This window comes from Pandoraea sputorum (genome assembly GCF_000814845.2).
Classification (GTDB): Bacteria; Pseudomonadota; Gammaproteobacteria; order Burkholderiales; family Burkholderiaceae; genus Pandoraea; species Pandoraea sputorum.
Window position 1 is genome coordinate 5,320,456 of sequence record NZ_CP010431.2, and the last position, 14,604, is coordinate 5,335,059.

The 14,604-nt window shown below is 63.3% G+C and carries 8 protein-coding genes; 3 read left to right on the forward strand and 5 right to left on the reverse strand.

What is annotated here, in order from left to right:
* The first annotated feature begins 157 nt into the window (after nt 1-157).
* The 3 genes from NA29_RS23580 to NA29_RS23590 all read left to right on the forward strand — a co-directional run bounded on the left by NA29_RS23580 (nt 158) and on the right by NA29_RS23590 (nt 4,318).
* The gene (locus tag NA29_RS23580; protein ID WP_052252352.1) at nt 158-1,942 is read left to right on the forward strand and encodes an ABC transporter ATP-binding protein/permease; all 1,785 of its coding nucleotides are present in this window, start codon (nt 158-160) and stop codon (nt 1,940-1,942) included.
* A 173-nt stretch (nt 1,943-2,115) separates the two neighbouring features.
* Entirely contained in the window at nt 2,116-2,925 is an 810-nt protein-coding gene (locus NA29_RS23585; protein WP_039393644.1) for an SDR family NAD(P)-dependent oxidoreductase, read from the forward strand.
* A 133-nt stretch (nt 2,926-3,058) separates the two neighbouring features.
* On the forward strand, nt 3,059-4,318 hold the full coding sequence (locus NA29_RS23590; RefSeq protein ID WP_039393646.1) for an MFS transporter: 1,260 nt from the start codon (nt 3,059-3,061) through the stop codon (nt 4,316-4,318).
* Between the two features lie 173 nt (nt 4,319-4,491).
* Here NA29_RS23590 and NA29_RS23595 read toward each other — a convergent pair whose 3' ends face one another.
* From NA29_RS23595 to NA29_RS23615, 5 genes are all read right to left on the reverse strand, one after another.
* Nucleotides 4,492-5,424 (reverse strand): SMP-30/gluconolactonase/LRE family protein, encoded by a 933-nt coding sequence (locus NA29_RS23595; protein ID WP_039393648.1) that lies wholly within the window; start codon nt 5,422-5,424, stop codon nt 4,492-4,494.
* Nucleotides 5,421-6,245: an NAD-dependent epimerase/dehydratase family protein gene (locus NA29_RS23600; RefSeq protein ID WP_039393650.1), complete on the reverse strand. Its 825-nt coding sequence runs from the start codon at nt 6,243-6,245 to the stop codon at nt 5,421-5,423. Before NA29_RS23600 ends, NA29_RS23595 begins: the two co-directional genes overlap by 4 nt.
* Before the next feature lie 111 nt (nt 6,246-6,356).
* Nucleotides 6,357-7,685, reverse strand: a complete 1,329-nt coding sequence (locus NA29_RS23605; RefSeq protein WP_052252353.1) for an MFS transporter — start codon at nt 7,683-7,685, stop codon at nt 6,357-6,359.
* 480 nt (nt 7,686-8,165) lie between these two features.
* Nucleotides 8,166-9,632: a glutamate synthase subunit beta gene (locus tag NA29_RS23610; protein WP_039393652.1), complete on the reverse strand. Its 1,467-nt coding sequence runs from the start codon at nt 9,630-9,632 to the stop codon at nt 8,166-8,168.
* A gap of 98 nt (nt 9,633-9,730) precedes the next feature.
* Complete coding sequence (locus NA29_RS23615; RefSeq protein ID WP_371328949.1) at nt 9,731-14,464, reverse strand: glutamate synthase-related protein; 4,734 nt, start codon at nt 14,462-14,464, stop codon at nt 9,731-9,733.
* Nucleotides 14,465-14,604: the final 140 nt, after the last annotated feature.

The following is a 14,604-nucleotide window of genomic DNA, read 5'->3' on the forward strand; positions in this document are numbered from 1 at the left end:
GCCGCTTGTAACGGTCCGTAAACTGAAAATCCCCGTCACGCGCGGCTCTGGCCGTAAATCGTGCAACGCACCATCGGGAACTGCGGTCAAATGGGCCATATGTGCGAAACGTATAGATAACAACGCTGCCCCACTGCGGTCCCGCCGCCCGACGATCATGGCCAACACGCCGACCCACACACCACACGCCCCGCAACCCTCGGGCGACACCGCCGCGCCACCACCCAATCCACCCAAACATCCCACCGCCTGGCAACTGATCCGTCCCTACTGGGTCTCGGAGAAGCGCTGGGAGGGTCGACGCCTGCTTGCGCTCGTGATCGCGCTGAACCTTGCCGTCGTGTTCATCAACGTGCGGCTAAACGCGTGGAACGCCAGCTTTTACGACGCCCTCGACAAGCGCAACTGGCCGGTCTTCAAGTCGTCGCTCGCGGAGTTCGCGGTGCTGGCGTTCAGCTTCATCATCATTGCGACGTTCCGCACCTACTTCCGTCAGATGCTGGAGATCCGCTGGCGGCAATGGGTGACGGACGCGAACCTCACGAAGTGGTTCGCGCATCGCGCTTACTACCGCATCGAACGCGATCACCTCGCCGACAACCCCGACCAGCGTATTTCCGAAGACATCCGCACACTCGTCAACTCGTCGCTCGCGCTGTCGCTCGATCTGTTGACGACGCTCGTCTCGCTGTTCTCCTTCATCACGATTCTGTGGACGATCTCGGGCGCAGTGTCCTTCGCGCTGGCGGGTATGAACGTGACGATCCCGGGCTACATGGTGTGGGTCGCCGCGCTGTACGCCATCGTCGGTTCGTTTCTGATCTTCAAGGTCGGGCGCCCGCTCGTGGGACTCAGCTACCGGCAGCAACAGGTTGAAGCCGACTTTCGTTTTCTGCTGGTGCGGCTGCGCGAATCGGCCGAGCAGGTCGCGCTCTATCGCGGCGAAGGCGCGGAGTTATCGCGTCTGAAGTCGGCGTTCGGCGCGGTGCGCGACAACTGGTGGCAAATCATGGTCGTCACGAAACGCCTGATCTTCGCGAACTCGATCTACGCGCAGATCGCCATCGTCTTTCCGATCATGGCGGCAGCACCCCGTTACTTCGCGGGAGCGTTCACGCTGGGCGTGCTGATGCGGATCATCGACGCCTTTGGGCAAGTGAGCGACGGTTTCTCCTGGTTCGTGAACAGCTTCTCGACGCTGGCCGACTGGAAGGCGACGATCAACCGTCTGCGCGAATTCACACGCGTCATCGACGCCACGCCGCACCCTCAAGGCGGTATTGCCGTGGTGCCCGCAAGTGGTGCTCCGGCCTACACTGCCGCCGACCTGCGGCTATCGTTGCCGAACGGCGCGCCGCTCGCGGCCGCCGGGTCGTTTGCATTCGCCCCTGGGTCGCGCTGGCTGGTGCGCGGCCGCTCGGGTTGCGGCAAGAGCACGATGCTGCGCGCACTCGCCGGACTGTGGCCGTTCGGCAGCGGACGCATCGAAGTACCCACCAATGCCCGCGTGTTGTTCCTCTCGCAGCAAAGCTATCTGCCGATCGACACGCTCAAGGCCGCGCTCGCGTTCCCGTCATCGCCCGACACGTTCACCGACGCCGAGTGCCGAGACGCCCTGAACGCCGTGAACCTCGGGCAATACGGCGACGACCTGCTGACCTCGGCGCATTGGGCGCGACGCCTCTCCGGCGGCGAACAACAGCGACTGGCGGCCGCGCGCGCACTGCTGCAAAAGCCCGATTTCCTGTTTCTGGACGAAGCGACAAGCGCGCTCGATGTTGAAACCGAAGAAGCCGTGTACGACGCACTGCACGCGCAACTGCCTGACACCGCCATCGTCAGCGTCGCGCATCGTGACACGCTGGCCCGCTTCCATCAGCACACGATGACGTTGCACGCGGTGACCGAGATCGAGCCGCCTCGGGTCGTCGGCGCGGTGTAGTGGACGCGAAGTGATGGCGCAGGGGGCGGACGATCTCACGCCATCCCGCGCCATTCCCACCGGGCGATTCATCCATTTTGTTCACTTCGTAAATAATATTGACGCGGCTGTTCCGGCACCGAGGCGGTTTGGCATAATCACGAGCACCCCATCAGGCTATCTCCGGGCTCATCGTGACTACTTCAGCTACCTCGTCCGGCCAGTCGCCGAATTCCTCTGAGCGCGACGGACGCACCGTTGTCGTCACCGGCGCCGCCTCCGGCATCGGCGCGGCCATCGCCCGCCGCCTCGCCTCCCCTGACACTCGCTTGCTGCTGCACACACGCGGCGCGTCCGACGCCAGTCAGGCGCGGCTCACTGAGGTGCGTCGCGCATGCGAAGACGCCGGTGCGCAGTGCGCCACATGGTTCGGCGATCTGACGCACGCGCAGTCCGCCGCGCGACTCGTCGACGCCGCGCATGACGCCTTCGGCCCGGTCGATCAGATCGTGAGCAATGCGGGCTTCGCCACGCGTCAGTCGTTGGCCGACATCGACGACGAGGCCTTCGCACGCACGCTCGCCGCCATGCCCGGCGCATTCGCCGCGTTGCTGCGTCACACGCTGCCCGATCTCCAACGTTCGTCGCAAGGCAGCGTAGTCGCCGTCAGCTCGTTCGTAGCGCATCGCTTCGCGCCGAACCAACCCGGATTCCCGGCGACGGCTGCTGCCAAGGCCGCCATCGAAGCGTTGGCGAAAAGCGCCGCCGCCGAGTACGCCCGCGCAGGGGTGACGATCAATTGCGTCGCGCCCGGCTACACGCGCAAGGACAGCGGCCACTCTGCCATCGATCCGGCCGCATGGCAGCGTGCGGCCGACGCCACACCGACCGGACGCCTCTGCGAGCCCGACGACATCGCCGCCCTTGCCGTCTTCCTGCTCGGCCCGCACGCGCGACAAATCACCGGCCAGGTGATTCATGTCGATGGCGGCCTGACACTCTGATGCTGCCCTGATAACTCACTGCTCACCGCTCACCGGGTCAGACGTGGACCCGAGCGTCGATGCCCCACATCGACACACAACATCCACACGTCGCACACATAACGACAAGCACACGATCCACCGAGGAGTTTTCATGGCGTTTTTTTCCTGGTTCCAAGAACTCAACACGAAGGAGCGCAAGGCCCTGTATGCGGGCTTCGGCGGCTATGCCGTCGATGCGTTCGACTTCATGATCTATTCGTTCCTGATCCCCACGCTCATTGCCGCGTGGGGCATGACGAAGGGCGAGGCGGGCATGATCGCGACCAGCTCGCTCATCTCGTCGGCCGTCGGCGGATGGCTTGCGGGCATTCTTGCGGACCGCTACGGTCGCGTGCGCGTACTGCAATGGACGATTGCCACCTTCTGCCTGTTCACCTTCCTCTCGGGCTTCACGAATTCGTTCTGGCAGTTGCTCGTGACGCGCACGTTGCAGGGCATCGGCTTCGGCGGCGAGTGGACCGTCGTCACGATGATGATGGGCGAGATGATTCGCTCGCCGCAGCATCGCGCGAAAGCCGTCGGCACTGTGCAAAGCAGCTGGTCGGTCGGCTGGGCCGCCGCCGCGCTGCTGTACTGGTTTTTCTTCGCAGTGCTCGATGAAGGCTACGCATGGCGTGCGTGCTTCTGGATCGGGATTCTGCCCGCGGTGTGGATCACGTATGTGCGTCGCAACGTATCGGATCCGGAGATCTTCACGCAAACGCGCCGCAAGATCGCCGAAGGTCAGTTGCAGGGCAACTTCACGCAGATCTTTGCCCCCGCGCATCTGAAGACGACGATCCTTGGCAGTCTGCTGTGCACCGGCATGCTCGGCGGCTACTACGCCATCACGACGTGGTTGCCGACGTATCTGAAGACGGTGCGCGGTCTGTCGGTGTTCAACACGAGCGCCTACCTGATCGTGCTGATCGTCGGCTCGTTCGTAGGTTATATCGTCGGGGCGATTCTCTCGGACAAGCTCGGACGCCGTGGCGCGTTCATCTTCTTCGCCGTCGCGTCGTTCGTGCTCGGCATGGTCTACACGATGCTGCCGATCACCGACAGTGCCATGCTGCTGCTCGGCTTCCCGCTGGGTATCGTCGTGCAGGGCATTTTCGCGGGCATCGGTGCGTATCTCACGGAGCTGTATCCGAACCACATTCGCGGCTCGGGTCAGGGCTTTTGCTACAACCTCGGGCGCGGCATCGGGTCGTTCTTCCCCATCGCAGTGGGCACGCTCGCGCAGACCGGCTCGCTCGTGAAGGCCATCGGGATGGTCGCGGGCGGCGGCTATCTGCTCGTGGTGGTGTGCGCGTTGCTGCTACCCGAGACGCGCGGCAAGTCGCTCGTCTCGACCGACTTCGTGCATTGATGGCGTATTGACCGTCAGCATGGCAAAACGGGACGCCGGATCGAACACCACGATCGACCCGACGTCCCGCCGCCTCACCGGATGGCCATTGTGTAAGCCAGCCAACCCGGAACCGCTTCAGTGCGCGCCGCTTATGCACTACCCGCGCGACGTCGCCACCTTCGTACCCCCGCCTACACCCTTGCCACCGGCAGCACGCCTGAATAAGGTGCTTCCGGTAATCCTTGCACGCCGCATCGCACGGCGAAGACATGACCGTCGTGTTCGTTCGCGTTCGCGCCGGGGCGAATCGACGTGACGAACAACGTGTCGAAGTCGCGCCCGCCAAACGCGCACATCGACGGCTTCGACACCGGCAACACGATCTCACGGTCCAGAACACCCTCTGGCGTGAAACGAAGCAAACGGCCACCGTCGTTGGCGCATGTCCAGTAACACCCGTCGGCATCGACGGCTGCGCCATCGGGACGCCCCGGATACTGGTTCATGTCGACGAAGAGACGGCGGTTGTGAATCGTGCCGCTGTGCGCATCGAAATCGAACGCCCACACGCGACGCACCGTCGGGTGCGAATCGCTCAGGTACATCGTGCGGCTGTCCGGTGAGAAGCCGAGACCGTTCTGTGTGACGAGTCCGTCGACGAGCGGTGCGGACAGCCCGTCCTTTGCATCGAAGCGATAGAGCGATCCGGCGTCGCGCGCGAGCGACATATCCGCCACCATCGTGCCCGCCCAGAAGCGGCCCTGACGGTCGCAACGCCCATCGTTGAAACGCATGCCCGAGGCAGGAAATTCGGGAGCGGCCAGACGCGTCAACGCGGACGCAGCCACGTCGCCCGGTGCGCCCAGCCGTACGGCGAACACCCCCGTCTCACACGCGGCGAGCAACGTGCCCGCCGTGTCGAACGAGAAGCATGCGACCTGCTCGGGGAACGTCCACTGACGGTGTTCGCCGTCGGCGGGCGTCACACGATGCAGTTGCTTTGCCGGGATGTCGACCCAGTAGAGCGCCTGTTCGTCGGCACGCCAGAGCGGGCTTTCGCCAACCGCATGCGGCGTCTCGCGCGACGGCGCCAACCGCTCGATGGAGACTCCGGCCACACTCATGCCTTCGGCTCCATCGGCCCCATCAGCACGAACGGGCCGCCCTGGAAGCGTTGCGTCCAGTCGTCCATTTGCGGATCGGGGGCCTTCGCGGGGAACAGACCGGCGAACTCGGCCGAACTGTCCTGCGGACGGAAGCCGAGGAAAGCCGCCTTGGTGTTGTCGACCCACAGCGTCGGGTTGTCCGACACGCCGTAGATGATTGCGTGGCCGACGCGATTCGTGAACAGCGAGCAGCGCACAAGTTCGATGAAGTCGCGGTAGCTCAGATACGTCACCATCATGCGCGGATTCTTCGGCTGTTCGAACGACGAGCCGATGCGCAGACACACGGTCTCGAGGCCGAAGCGGTCGAAGTAGTAGCGCGAGAGGTCTTCGCCGAAGCACTTCGAAATGCCGTACATGCCGTCCGGGCGGTGCGGCGCGTCGATGTCGAGTACTTCCGTCACGGGATGGAAACCGACGGCGTGGTTCGAGCTGGCGTAGACGATGCGCTTCACGCCTTGCTTCTGCGCGGCGCTGTACACGTTGTACAGCCCAAGGATGTTCGCTTGCAGGATGTCGTCGAACGGCGCTTCGACGGACACGCCGCCGAGGTGCACGAGCGCATCGACGCCTTCGAGCAGCGCATGCACGGCCGCACGATCGGCGAGGTCGACCTGCATCGACTCTTCGTGCGCAGCGGCGTCGGTGATCGGCACGATGTCGCTCACGCGCACGATGTCCGCCCACTCCGCGAGCTTGCCGCGCAGTTGTTTGCCAAGGTTGCCCGCAGCGCCGGTCAGCAGAAGACGGCGGAAGGGTTTGCCGGAAGTCTGGCTCATAGTGATCCTTATTGCTCCTGATTCATCGGTACAACAAAACCGACGCCGCGCCGCACACCCAAGGGGGAGTGTGCAGCGCGGCGTACGCTAAACCTTCAAACGTCTCGCTGGCTACGCATTCGCGGTCCGGTTCACATCCACACCGCTGGTGCCACGGCGAGCCTGCACCGGCGACGGCGTGGCCGTGCCCGTGATGTGCGGCTTGACCACCGTCCACAAAATCACCGCGCCGATCAGATCGCCCAGCCCCAGCGCCACGAAGAACGGCGCGTAGCCGACCGCCGTCACGAACGTGCCGATCACCAGCGTGAACAGCAGGTTGCCGATCCCGGCGGACAGCCCCGCCAGCCCCGTGACCGTCGCCACTTCGTTGCGCTGGAAGAGGTCGGCCGACATCGAGATCACAGTGACGGAGAGCGTCTGGTGCGCAAAACCGCCGAGGCACAGCAGGAAGATCGCCATCATCGGATCTTTCACGAAGCCCACGCCGCACATCGCCGTCATGATGAGCGCGCCGATGGTGAACACGACACGCTTGCCGTTGAAAATGGTGATCTTGAAGTGCTTGTTGAGCCACACCGACACCGTCCCGCCCATCAGGCACCCGATATCGGCCGCGACGAACGGCAGCCAGGCAGTCGCGGCAATCGTCTTCAGATCGAACCCGCGCGCCTGATTGAGGTACAGCGGCATCCAGAACACGATCGTGCCCCACACCGGATCGGCGAAGAAGCGCGGCAGCGCGATGCCCCAGAAGTTGCGTTGACGCAGGATCGAGCCGAGGTTCGGCTTGCGGGCATCGGCGGCGGCATCGACCACGCGGCCTTCGTTGATGTAATCGGACTCGGCCTGCGAGAGCGCCGGGTGATCGGTCGGGTGACGATAGAACACGAACCACAGCACGCCCCACACGAGACCGAGCGCACCGGCGATGACGAATGCCGTCTCCCAGTTGTAGCGCAGGATCGACCACGCGATCAGCGGCGGCGCGAGAATCGCGCCGATGGACGTGCCGATGTTGAAGATGCCCGCCGCGAGCGCACGCTCCTTCGACGGAAACCAGAACGCCGCAGCACGCATGCCCGCCGGAATGAACGACGCTTCGGCCAGCCCCAACAGTCCGCGCAGCACAAACAGTCCGACCCAGCCGTCGGCCAGACCGTGCAGCATGCACACCACCGACCACATCACGCCGCACAGCAGGAAGCCCAGACGCAGACCGATACGGTCCATCAGATAACCGGTGATAGGGGCACCGATCGGATACAAGACAAGGAAAGCGCCCGTGATCCAGCCGTACTGCTGGGTCGTGATGTGGAGATCCTTCATCACCGTAGGGGCGGCAACGGCAAGCGAGCTGCGTGCAAGGTAGTTCATGACGGTGCCGAGCGTCAGCAGTCCGATCATCCACCAGCGCAGGCCTTTGATCTTCAGTGCCATGATGGTTGTCTCTCTTTCGTGGATATTTTTATGGCAAGCATCGCGCTTGCTTGGAGAGGCATCCTACGTGAGACGATGTACGATGACAATGAAAGATTACGCGGTTTACGGATAATCCCTAGTCTTTCGCCGGATTCGCTATCGCAGCGCCATAAGCCTTATGTGGGTTGAAGTTTGCACATGTTGGGAGGGTTATCTCACATGTGCATGTGAGCAAATGGCATCTTGTTGTATGACGTCTTATATTTAGCCACCTACAGAATTTCGGCGACCGGCGGGATCGCGACGCACCGCGGGTAATGCGGGAGGAACAGGCAAGAAAAAACCGCCCGGACGTTTCCATCCGGACGGCTTCTTCACAGTGACGCAGATGCCTACCTCCGCGCCCCCTCCTCTCAAATCACAACCACCCCGTATTTGTGGTTTTGGCAGGCACAAACCTGCGCGCACCCGAAGGTGCGCTATCCAACTTAGGCAGACTTAGCGCGGCAGTTCCGAATGGCCCATCAGGAACTCGTCCACGGCACGGGCGCACTGACGGCCTTCGCGAATCGCCCACACCACCAGCGACTGACCGCGACGCACGTCGCCGGCCGCGAACACCTTCGGCAGGTTCGTCGTGTAGGCGCGCTCGCCTTCGGTCGAGGCACGCACGTTGCCGCGCGCGTCCTTGTCCACGCCGAACGCGTCGAGCACCGTTTGCAGCGGCGAGACGAAGCCCATCGCGAGCAGCACGAGGTCGGCCTTCAGTTCGAACTCCGAGCCCGGCACTTCCTGCATCTTGCCGTCCTTCCATTCGAGACGCACGGCGATCAGCTTCTCGACCTTGCCGTTCTTGCCTTCGAAGCGCTTCGTGGCCACCGACCAGTCGCGCTCGCAGCCCTCTTCGTGGCTCGACGACGTGCGCAGCTTGGTCGGCCAGTACGGCCACACCATCGGCTTGTTTTCCTGCTCCGGCGGTTGCGGCAGCAGTTCGAACTGCTTGACCGTCTTCGCGCCGTGACGGTTCGACGTGCCCACGCAATCCGAGCCGGTGTCGCCACCGCCGATCACGATCACGTTCTTGCCCGTCGCCAGCATCTGGTTCACCAGCTTGTCGCCCGCGTTGACCTTGTTTTGCTGCGGCAGGAATTCCATCGCGAAATGGATGCCTTCGAGCTCGCGGCCCGGCACCGGCAGATCGCGCGGCTGCTCCGCACCACCTGCGATGACCACGGCGTCGAACTGCGCCTGCAACTGGTCCGGCGTGATCGTCTCTTTCGAGAAGTTGTTGATGTGCGCTTCGGGGGCCTCTTTGCCCACGTAGACGCCGGTGCGGAACGTCACACCTTCGGCTTCCATCTGGCGCATGCGGCGGTCGATCAGCCACTTCTCCAGCTTGAAGTCGGGGATGCCGTAACGCAGCAGGCCGCCCACGCGATCGTTCTTCTCGAACACGGTGACGTCGTGACCGACGCGCGCGAGTTGCTGCGCGACCGCCATACCAGCAGGACCGGAGCCGACGACGGCGACCGTCTTGCCGGTCTTGTGCTTCGCCGGTTGCGGCTCGACCCAGCCTTCACTCCAGGCCTTGTCGATGATTGCGTGCTCGATCGACTTGATGCCCACAGCGTCGCTGTTGATGTTCAGCGTGCAGGCCGCCTCACACGGCGCGGGGCAGATACGTCCCGTGAATTCCGGGAAGTTGTTAGTCGAGTGCAAGACCGCGATGGCCGACTTCCAGTCCTGGCGATACACCAGATCGTTGAAGTCGGGAATGATGTTGTTGACCGGGCAACCGTTGTTGCAGAACGGAATGCCGCAGTCCATGCAGCGTGCGCCCTGCACCTTTGCCTGATCGTCAGAGAGCGCGAGCACGAACTCCTTGTAGTGCTTCACGCGTGCCAGCGGTGCTTCGTAAGACTCGCTCTGGCGCTCGAATTCGAGAAAACCTGTGACCTTGCCCATGTTTCTTCAGTCGGAAAGTTTTGTGGTTACCGTGCCTCACCCGCGCGCGGCACGCCTGCGGGGCCCTCACCCCGCGCAGCGTGACCGCGCCAGCGGATTCAGGCCGCCAGTGCTTGTTTGTCGCCCGCCTTGGCCATTTCGCCCAACGCGCGTTTGTATTCGCTCGGGAACACCTTCACGAACTTGCGGCGTGCGCCGTCCCAGTCTTCGAGCAGCGCCTTTGCACGCGTGGAGCCCGTGTACTGGAAGTGACGCTCGATGAGCTCGCGCAGTTGTGCCTCGTCCGTCTGGCCGCGATGCCACAGACCCTGGCTCACCGTACGCTCCTGCTCGCCGTGCGGCAGCACCGGATCGAGCGCGACCATCGCCGTGTTGCACTTGGCGGCGAATGTGCCGTCAGCGTCGTACACGTAGGCCACACCGCCCGACATACCTGCCGAGAAGTTACGGCCGGTCTCGCCCAGCACGACCACCGTGCCGCCCGTCATGTATTCGCAACCGTGGTCGCCCGTGCCTTCCACGACCGCCGTCGCGCCCGAGTTACGCACGCAGAAACGCTCGCCGGCCACGCCGTTGAAGAACGCTTCGCCTTCGATGGCGCCGATCATCACGGTGTTGCCCACGATGATGTTGTCTTCGGCATTGCCGCGGAAGTCGTTGGTCGGACGCACGATGATGCGGCCACCCGACAGGCCCTTACCGACGTAATCGTTACCGTCGCCCACGAGATCCAGCGTGATGCCGCGTGCGAGGAACGCACCGAAGCTCTGACCCGCCGTGCCCTTGAGCTGCACGTGGATCGTGTCTTGCGGCAGGCCTTCATGACCGTAGCGCTTGGCCACTTCGCCCGAGAGCATCGCGCCGACCGTACGGTTACGGTTACGCACCGGCTGGATGAACGAGACGTGCTCGCCCTTCTCCAGCGCCGGCATCGCCTTCTCGATCAGCGCGTGATCGAGGGCACCGGCCAGACCGTGGTCCTGCGTCTCGACATGCAGACGCGGCACGTCGGCTTCCATTTCCGGCAGGTGGAAGATGCGGCTGAAATCGAGGCCCTTCGCCTTCCAGTGCTCCACGCCCGACTTGGTGTTGAGCAGATCGGCGCGGCCGATCAGGTCGTCGAACTTCGCGATGCCCAGTTGCGCCATGATTTCGCGCACTTCCTCGGCCACGAAGAAGAAGTAATTGACGACGTGTTCCGGCTTGCCCTGGAATTTCTTGCGCAGCACCGGATCTTGCGTCGCGACGCCGACCGGGCAGGTGTTCAGATGGCACTTGCGCATCATGATGCAGCCCTCGACGACGAGCGGTGCCGTCGCGAAGCCGAATTCGTCTGCGCCGAGCAGCGCGCCGATCACCACGTCGCGGCCGGTCTTCATCTGACCGTCGGCCTGCACGCGGATACGACCACGCAGGCGGTTGAGCACCAGCGTCTGTTGCGTCTCGGCCAGGCCCAGCTCCCACGGCGTGCCGGCGTACTTCACCGACGACAGCGGCGATGCACCCGTACCGCCGTCGTGACCGGCGATCACCACGTGATCGGCCTTGGCCTTCGCGACACCGGCAGCCACCGTGCCCACGCCGACTTCCGACACGAGCTTCACCGAGATCGACGACGACGCGTTCACGTTCTTCAGATCGTGAATGAGCTGCGCCAGATCTTCGATCGAGTAGATGTCGTGGTGCGGCGGCGGCGAGATCAGACCCACGCCCGGCACCGAGTAACGCAGCTTGCCGATGTACTCGGTCACCTTGTGACCCGGCAACTGACCACCTTCGCCCGGCTTCGCGCCTTGCGCCATCTTGATCTGAATCTGATCGGCGGAGACCAGATAGTCCGCCGTCACACCGAAGCGGCCCGACGCGACCTGCTTGATCTTCGAGCGCAGCGAGTCGCCGTCTTGCAGTTCGATATCGGTCTCGATGACGTCGCGGCCCACGATCGAGGCGAGCGACTCGCCCTTCTTGATCGGAATGCCCTTGAGTTCGTTGCGATAACGACGCGGATCTTCGCCGCCTTCACCCGTGTTCGACTTACCGCCGATACGGTTCATGGCAACGGCCAGCGTAGCGTGCGCTTCGGTCGAGATCGAACCGAGCGACATGGCGCCCGTGGCGAAACGCGTGACGATGTCCTTCGCCGGTTCCACCTGATCGAGCGGGATCGCACGCTGCGGATCGACGCGGAATTCGAACAGACCGCGCAGCGTCATGTGGCGCTTGCTCTGGTCGTTGATCAGGTTCGCGTATTCCTTGTACGTCTGGTACGAGTTCGAGCGGGTCGAATGCTGGAGCTTCGCGATGGCGTCCGGCGACCACATGTGGTCTTCACCACGGATGCGGAACGCGTATTCGCCGCCAGCGTCGAGCATGTTCGCAAGCACCGGGTTGTCACCGAACGCGTCGCGATGCAGACGCACCGCTTCTTCGGCCACTTCGAAGATACCGATACCGCCGACGTTCGACGCCGTGCCCTGGAAGTACTTCTGAATCAGTTCCTGCGACAGACCGATCGCTTCGAAAATCTGTGCACCCGTGTACGACATGTACGTCGAGATGCCCATCTTCGACATGACCTTGTGCAGGCCCTTGCCGATGGCCTTCACGAAGTGCTTGATCGCCTTCTCGGGCGTCAGGTCGCCGCCTTGCTTGCGAGCGATTTGTGCGAGCGTCTCCATCGCGAGGTACGGGTGAACGGCTTCCGCGCCGTAGCCCGCGAGCAATGCGAAGTGGTGCACTTCACGCGCCGAACCCGTTTCGACCACGAGACCCGTGCTCGTACGCAGACCCTGTGCGACCAGATGCTGATGCACGGCCGACGTGGCGAGCAGCGCCGGAATGGCAACTTGTTCGCGGTTGGTCAGACGGTCCGAGACGATGAGGATGTTGTAGCCCGACTTCACGGCGTCGACGGCTTCCGCGCACAGCGAGGCGAGACGCGCTTCGATACCTTCCTTGCCCCATGCAACCGGGTAGCAGATGTTCAACTCGTACGAGCGGAATTTGCCGCCGGTGTACTTGTCGATGTGACGGATCTTCGAGATTTCCTTGAAGTCCAGCACCGGCTGCGACACTTCGAGACGCATCGGCGGGTTGATGTTGTTCGTGTCGAGCAGGTTCGGCTTCGGACCGATGAACGACACCAGCGACATCACCATGTTTTCGCGGATCGGGTCGATCGGCGGGTTCGTCACCTGCGCGAACAGCTGACGGAAGTAGTGATAGAGCGTCTTGTTCTTGTTGCTCATGACCGCGAGCGGGCTGTCGTTGCCCATCGAGCCCGTGGCTTCTTCGCCGTTGATCGCCATCGGCGTCATCAGCAACTTCACGTCTTCCTGCGTGTAGCCGAACGCCTGCTGCAGATCGAGCAACGGCGTGGCCGTGTCGTGATGCACACCCGCTTCCTCGACCTTGGAGTCGATCTCGTCGAGCTTGATACGCACGGCGTCGATCCAGCTCTTATAGGGCTTCGCGTTGGCGAGGTTGTCCTTGAGTTCCTTGTCGTCGATGATGCGCCCCTGATCCATGTCGATCAGGAACATCTTGCCCGGCTGCAGACGCCACTTCTTGACGATCTTCGACTCGGGGATCGGCAGCACGCCCGATTCCGAGGCCAGGATGACGACGTCGTCGTCCGTGATCACGAAACGCGCCGGACGCAGACCATTACGGTCGAGCGTCGCGCCGATCTGACGGCCATCGGTGAACGCGATGGCGGCGGGGCCGTCCCACGGCTCCATCATCGCGGCGTGGTACTCGTAGAAGGCGCGGCGATTCTCGTCCATCAGCGTGTGCTGTTCCCAGGCTTCCGGGATCATCATCATCACGGCGTGGGCGAGCGGGTAGCCGGCCATCGTGAGCATTTCAAGGCAGTTGTCGAACGATGCGGTGTCCGACTGGCCCGGGTAGATCAGCGGCCACAGCTTTTGCAGATCGTTGCCGAGCACGGCCGACGAGATCGCACCCGTGCGAGCGTTGATCCAGTTGACGTTGCCCTTCACCGTGTTGATTTCACCGTTGTGCGCAACCATGCGGTACGGGTGCGCGAGTTCCCATGCGGGGAACGTGTTCGTCGAGAAACGCTGGTGAACGAGGGCGAGTGCCGAGACAGTGCGCGGATCGGCCAGGTCGCGGTAGTAGCGGCCCACCTGATCGCACAGCAGCAGGCCCTTGTAGACGATCGTGCGCGCCGACATCGATGGCACGAAGTATTCCTTGCCGTGCTTGAGCTTGAGCGCCTGAATACGGTGGCTGGCGGTCTTGCGGATGACGTACAGCTTACGCTCGAGCGCGTCCGTCACCATGATGTCCTGACCGCGACCGATGAAGATCTGACGGATGATCGGCTCGGTGGCCTTCACGTTGGGCGACATCGGCATGTCGCGATCGATCGCGACATCGCGCCAGCCCAACACGACCTGACCTTCCGCCTTCACGGTGCGCTCGAGTTCCTGTTCGCAGGCCAGACGCGACGCGTGTTCCTTGGGCAGGAAGATCATGCCGACGCCGTATTCGCCAGCCGGCGGCAACGTCACGCCTTGCTTGGCCATCTCTTCGCGATAGAACTGGTCGGGGATCTGGAGCAGGATGCCTGCGCCGTCGCCCATCAGCGGGTCAGCGCCCACAGCGCCCCGGTGATCCAGGTTTTCGAGAATCTTCAGACCCTGTTCGACGATGGCGTGGCTCTTCACACCCTTGATGTGTGCCACGAAGCCGACGCCGCAGGCATCGTGTTCGTTGGCCGGGTCGTACATGCCCTGTGCGTCCGGCGCCAAGTACGCCTCACCCGGCAGCGCTGCTGCCGTCGCAATCGGTTGCTGTTTCTTTTCCACGAGTTACACCGTCTCTTGGCGAGGCCGCCGCGCGCATGATCGTCGCGGTCGACCGGGTTAAGTGGGGTTGGCCGGGCGGGCCAGAACTGCGGATTCGCGCGCGTCGAAGGTCATTCTCGGGCGTCGCCACAGGGCGCCGA

Bases quoted from the DNA above. Each gene is read 5' to 3' on its own strand.
- NA29_RS23590 (WP_039393646.1), top strand. From the start codon at position 3,059: ATGGCGTTTTTTTCCTGGTTCCAAGAACTCAACACGAAGGAGCGCAAG.
- NA29_RS23595 (WP_039393648.1), bottom strand. From the start codon at position 5,424: ATGAGTGTGGCCGGAGTCTCCATCGAGCGGTTGGCGCCGTCGCGCGAG.
- NA29_RS23580 (WP_052252352.1), top strand. From the start codon at position 158: ATGGCCAACACGCCGACCCACACACCACACGCCCCGCAACCCTCGGGC.
- NA29_RS23600 (WP_039393650.1), bottom strand. From the start codon at position 6,245: ATGAGCCAGACTTCCGGCAAACCCTTCCGCCGTCTTCTGCTGACCGGC.
- NA29_RS23610 (WP_039393652.1), bottom strand. From the start codon at position 9,632: ATGGGCAAGGTCACAGGTTTTCTCGAATTCGAGCGCCAGAGCGAGTCT.
- NA29_RS23605 (WP_052252353.1), bottom strand. From the start codon at position 7,685: ATGGCACTGAAGATCAAAGGCCTGCGCTGGTGGATGATCGGACTGCTG.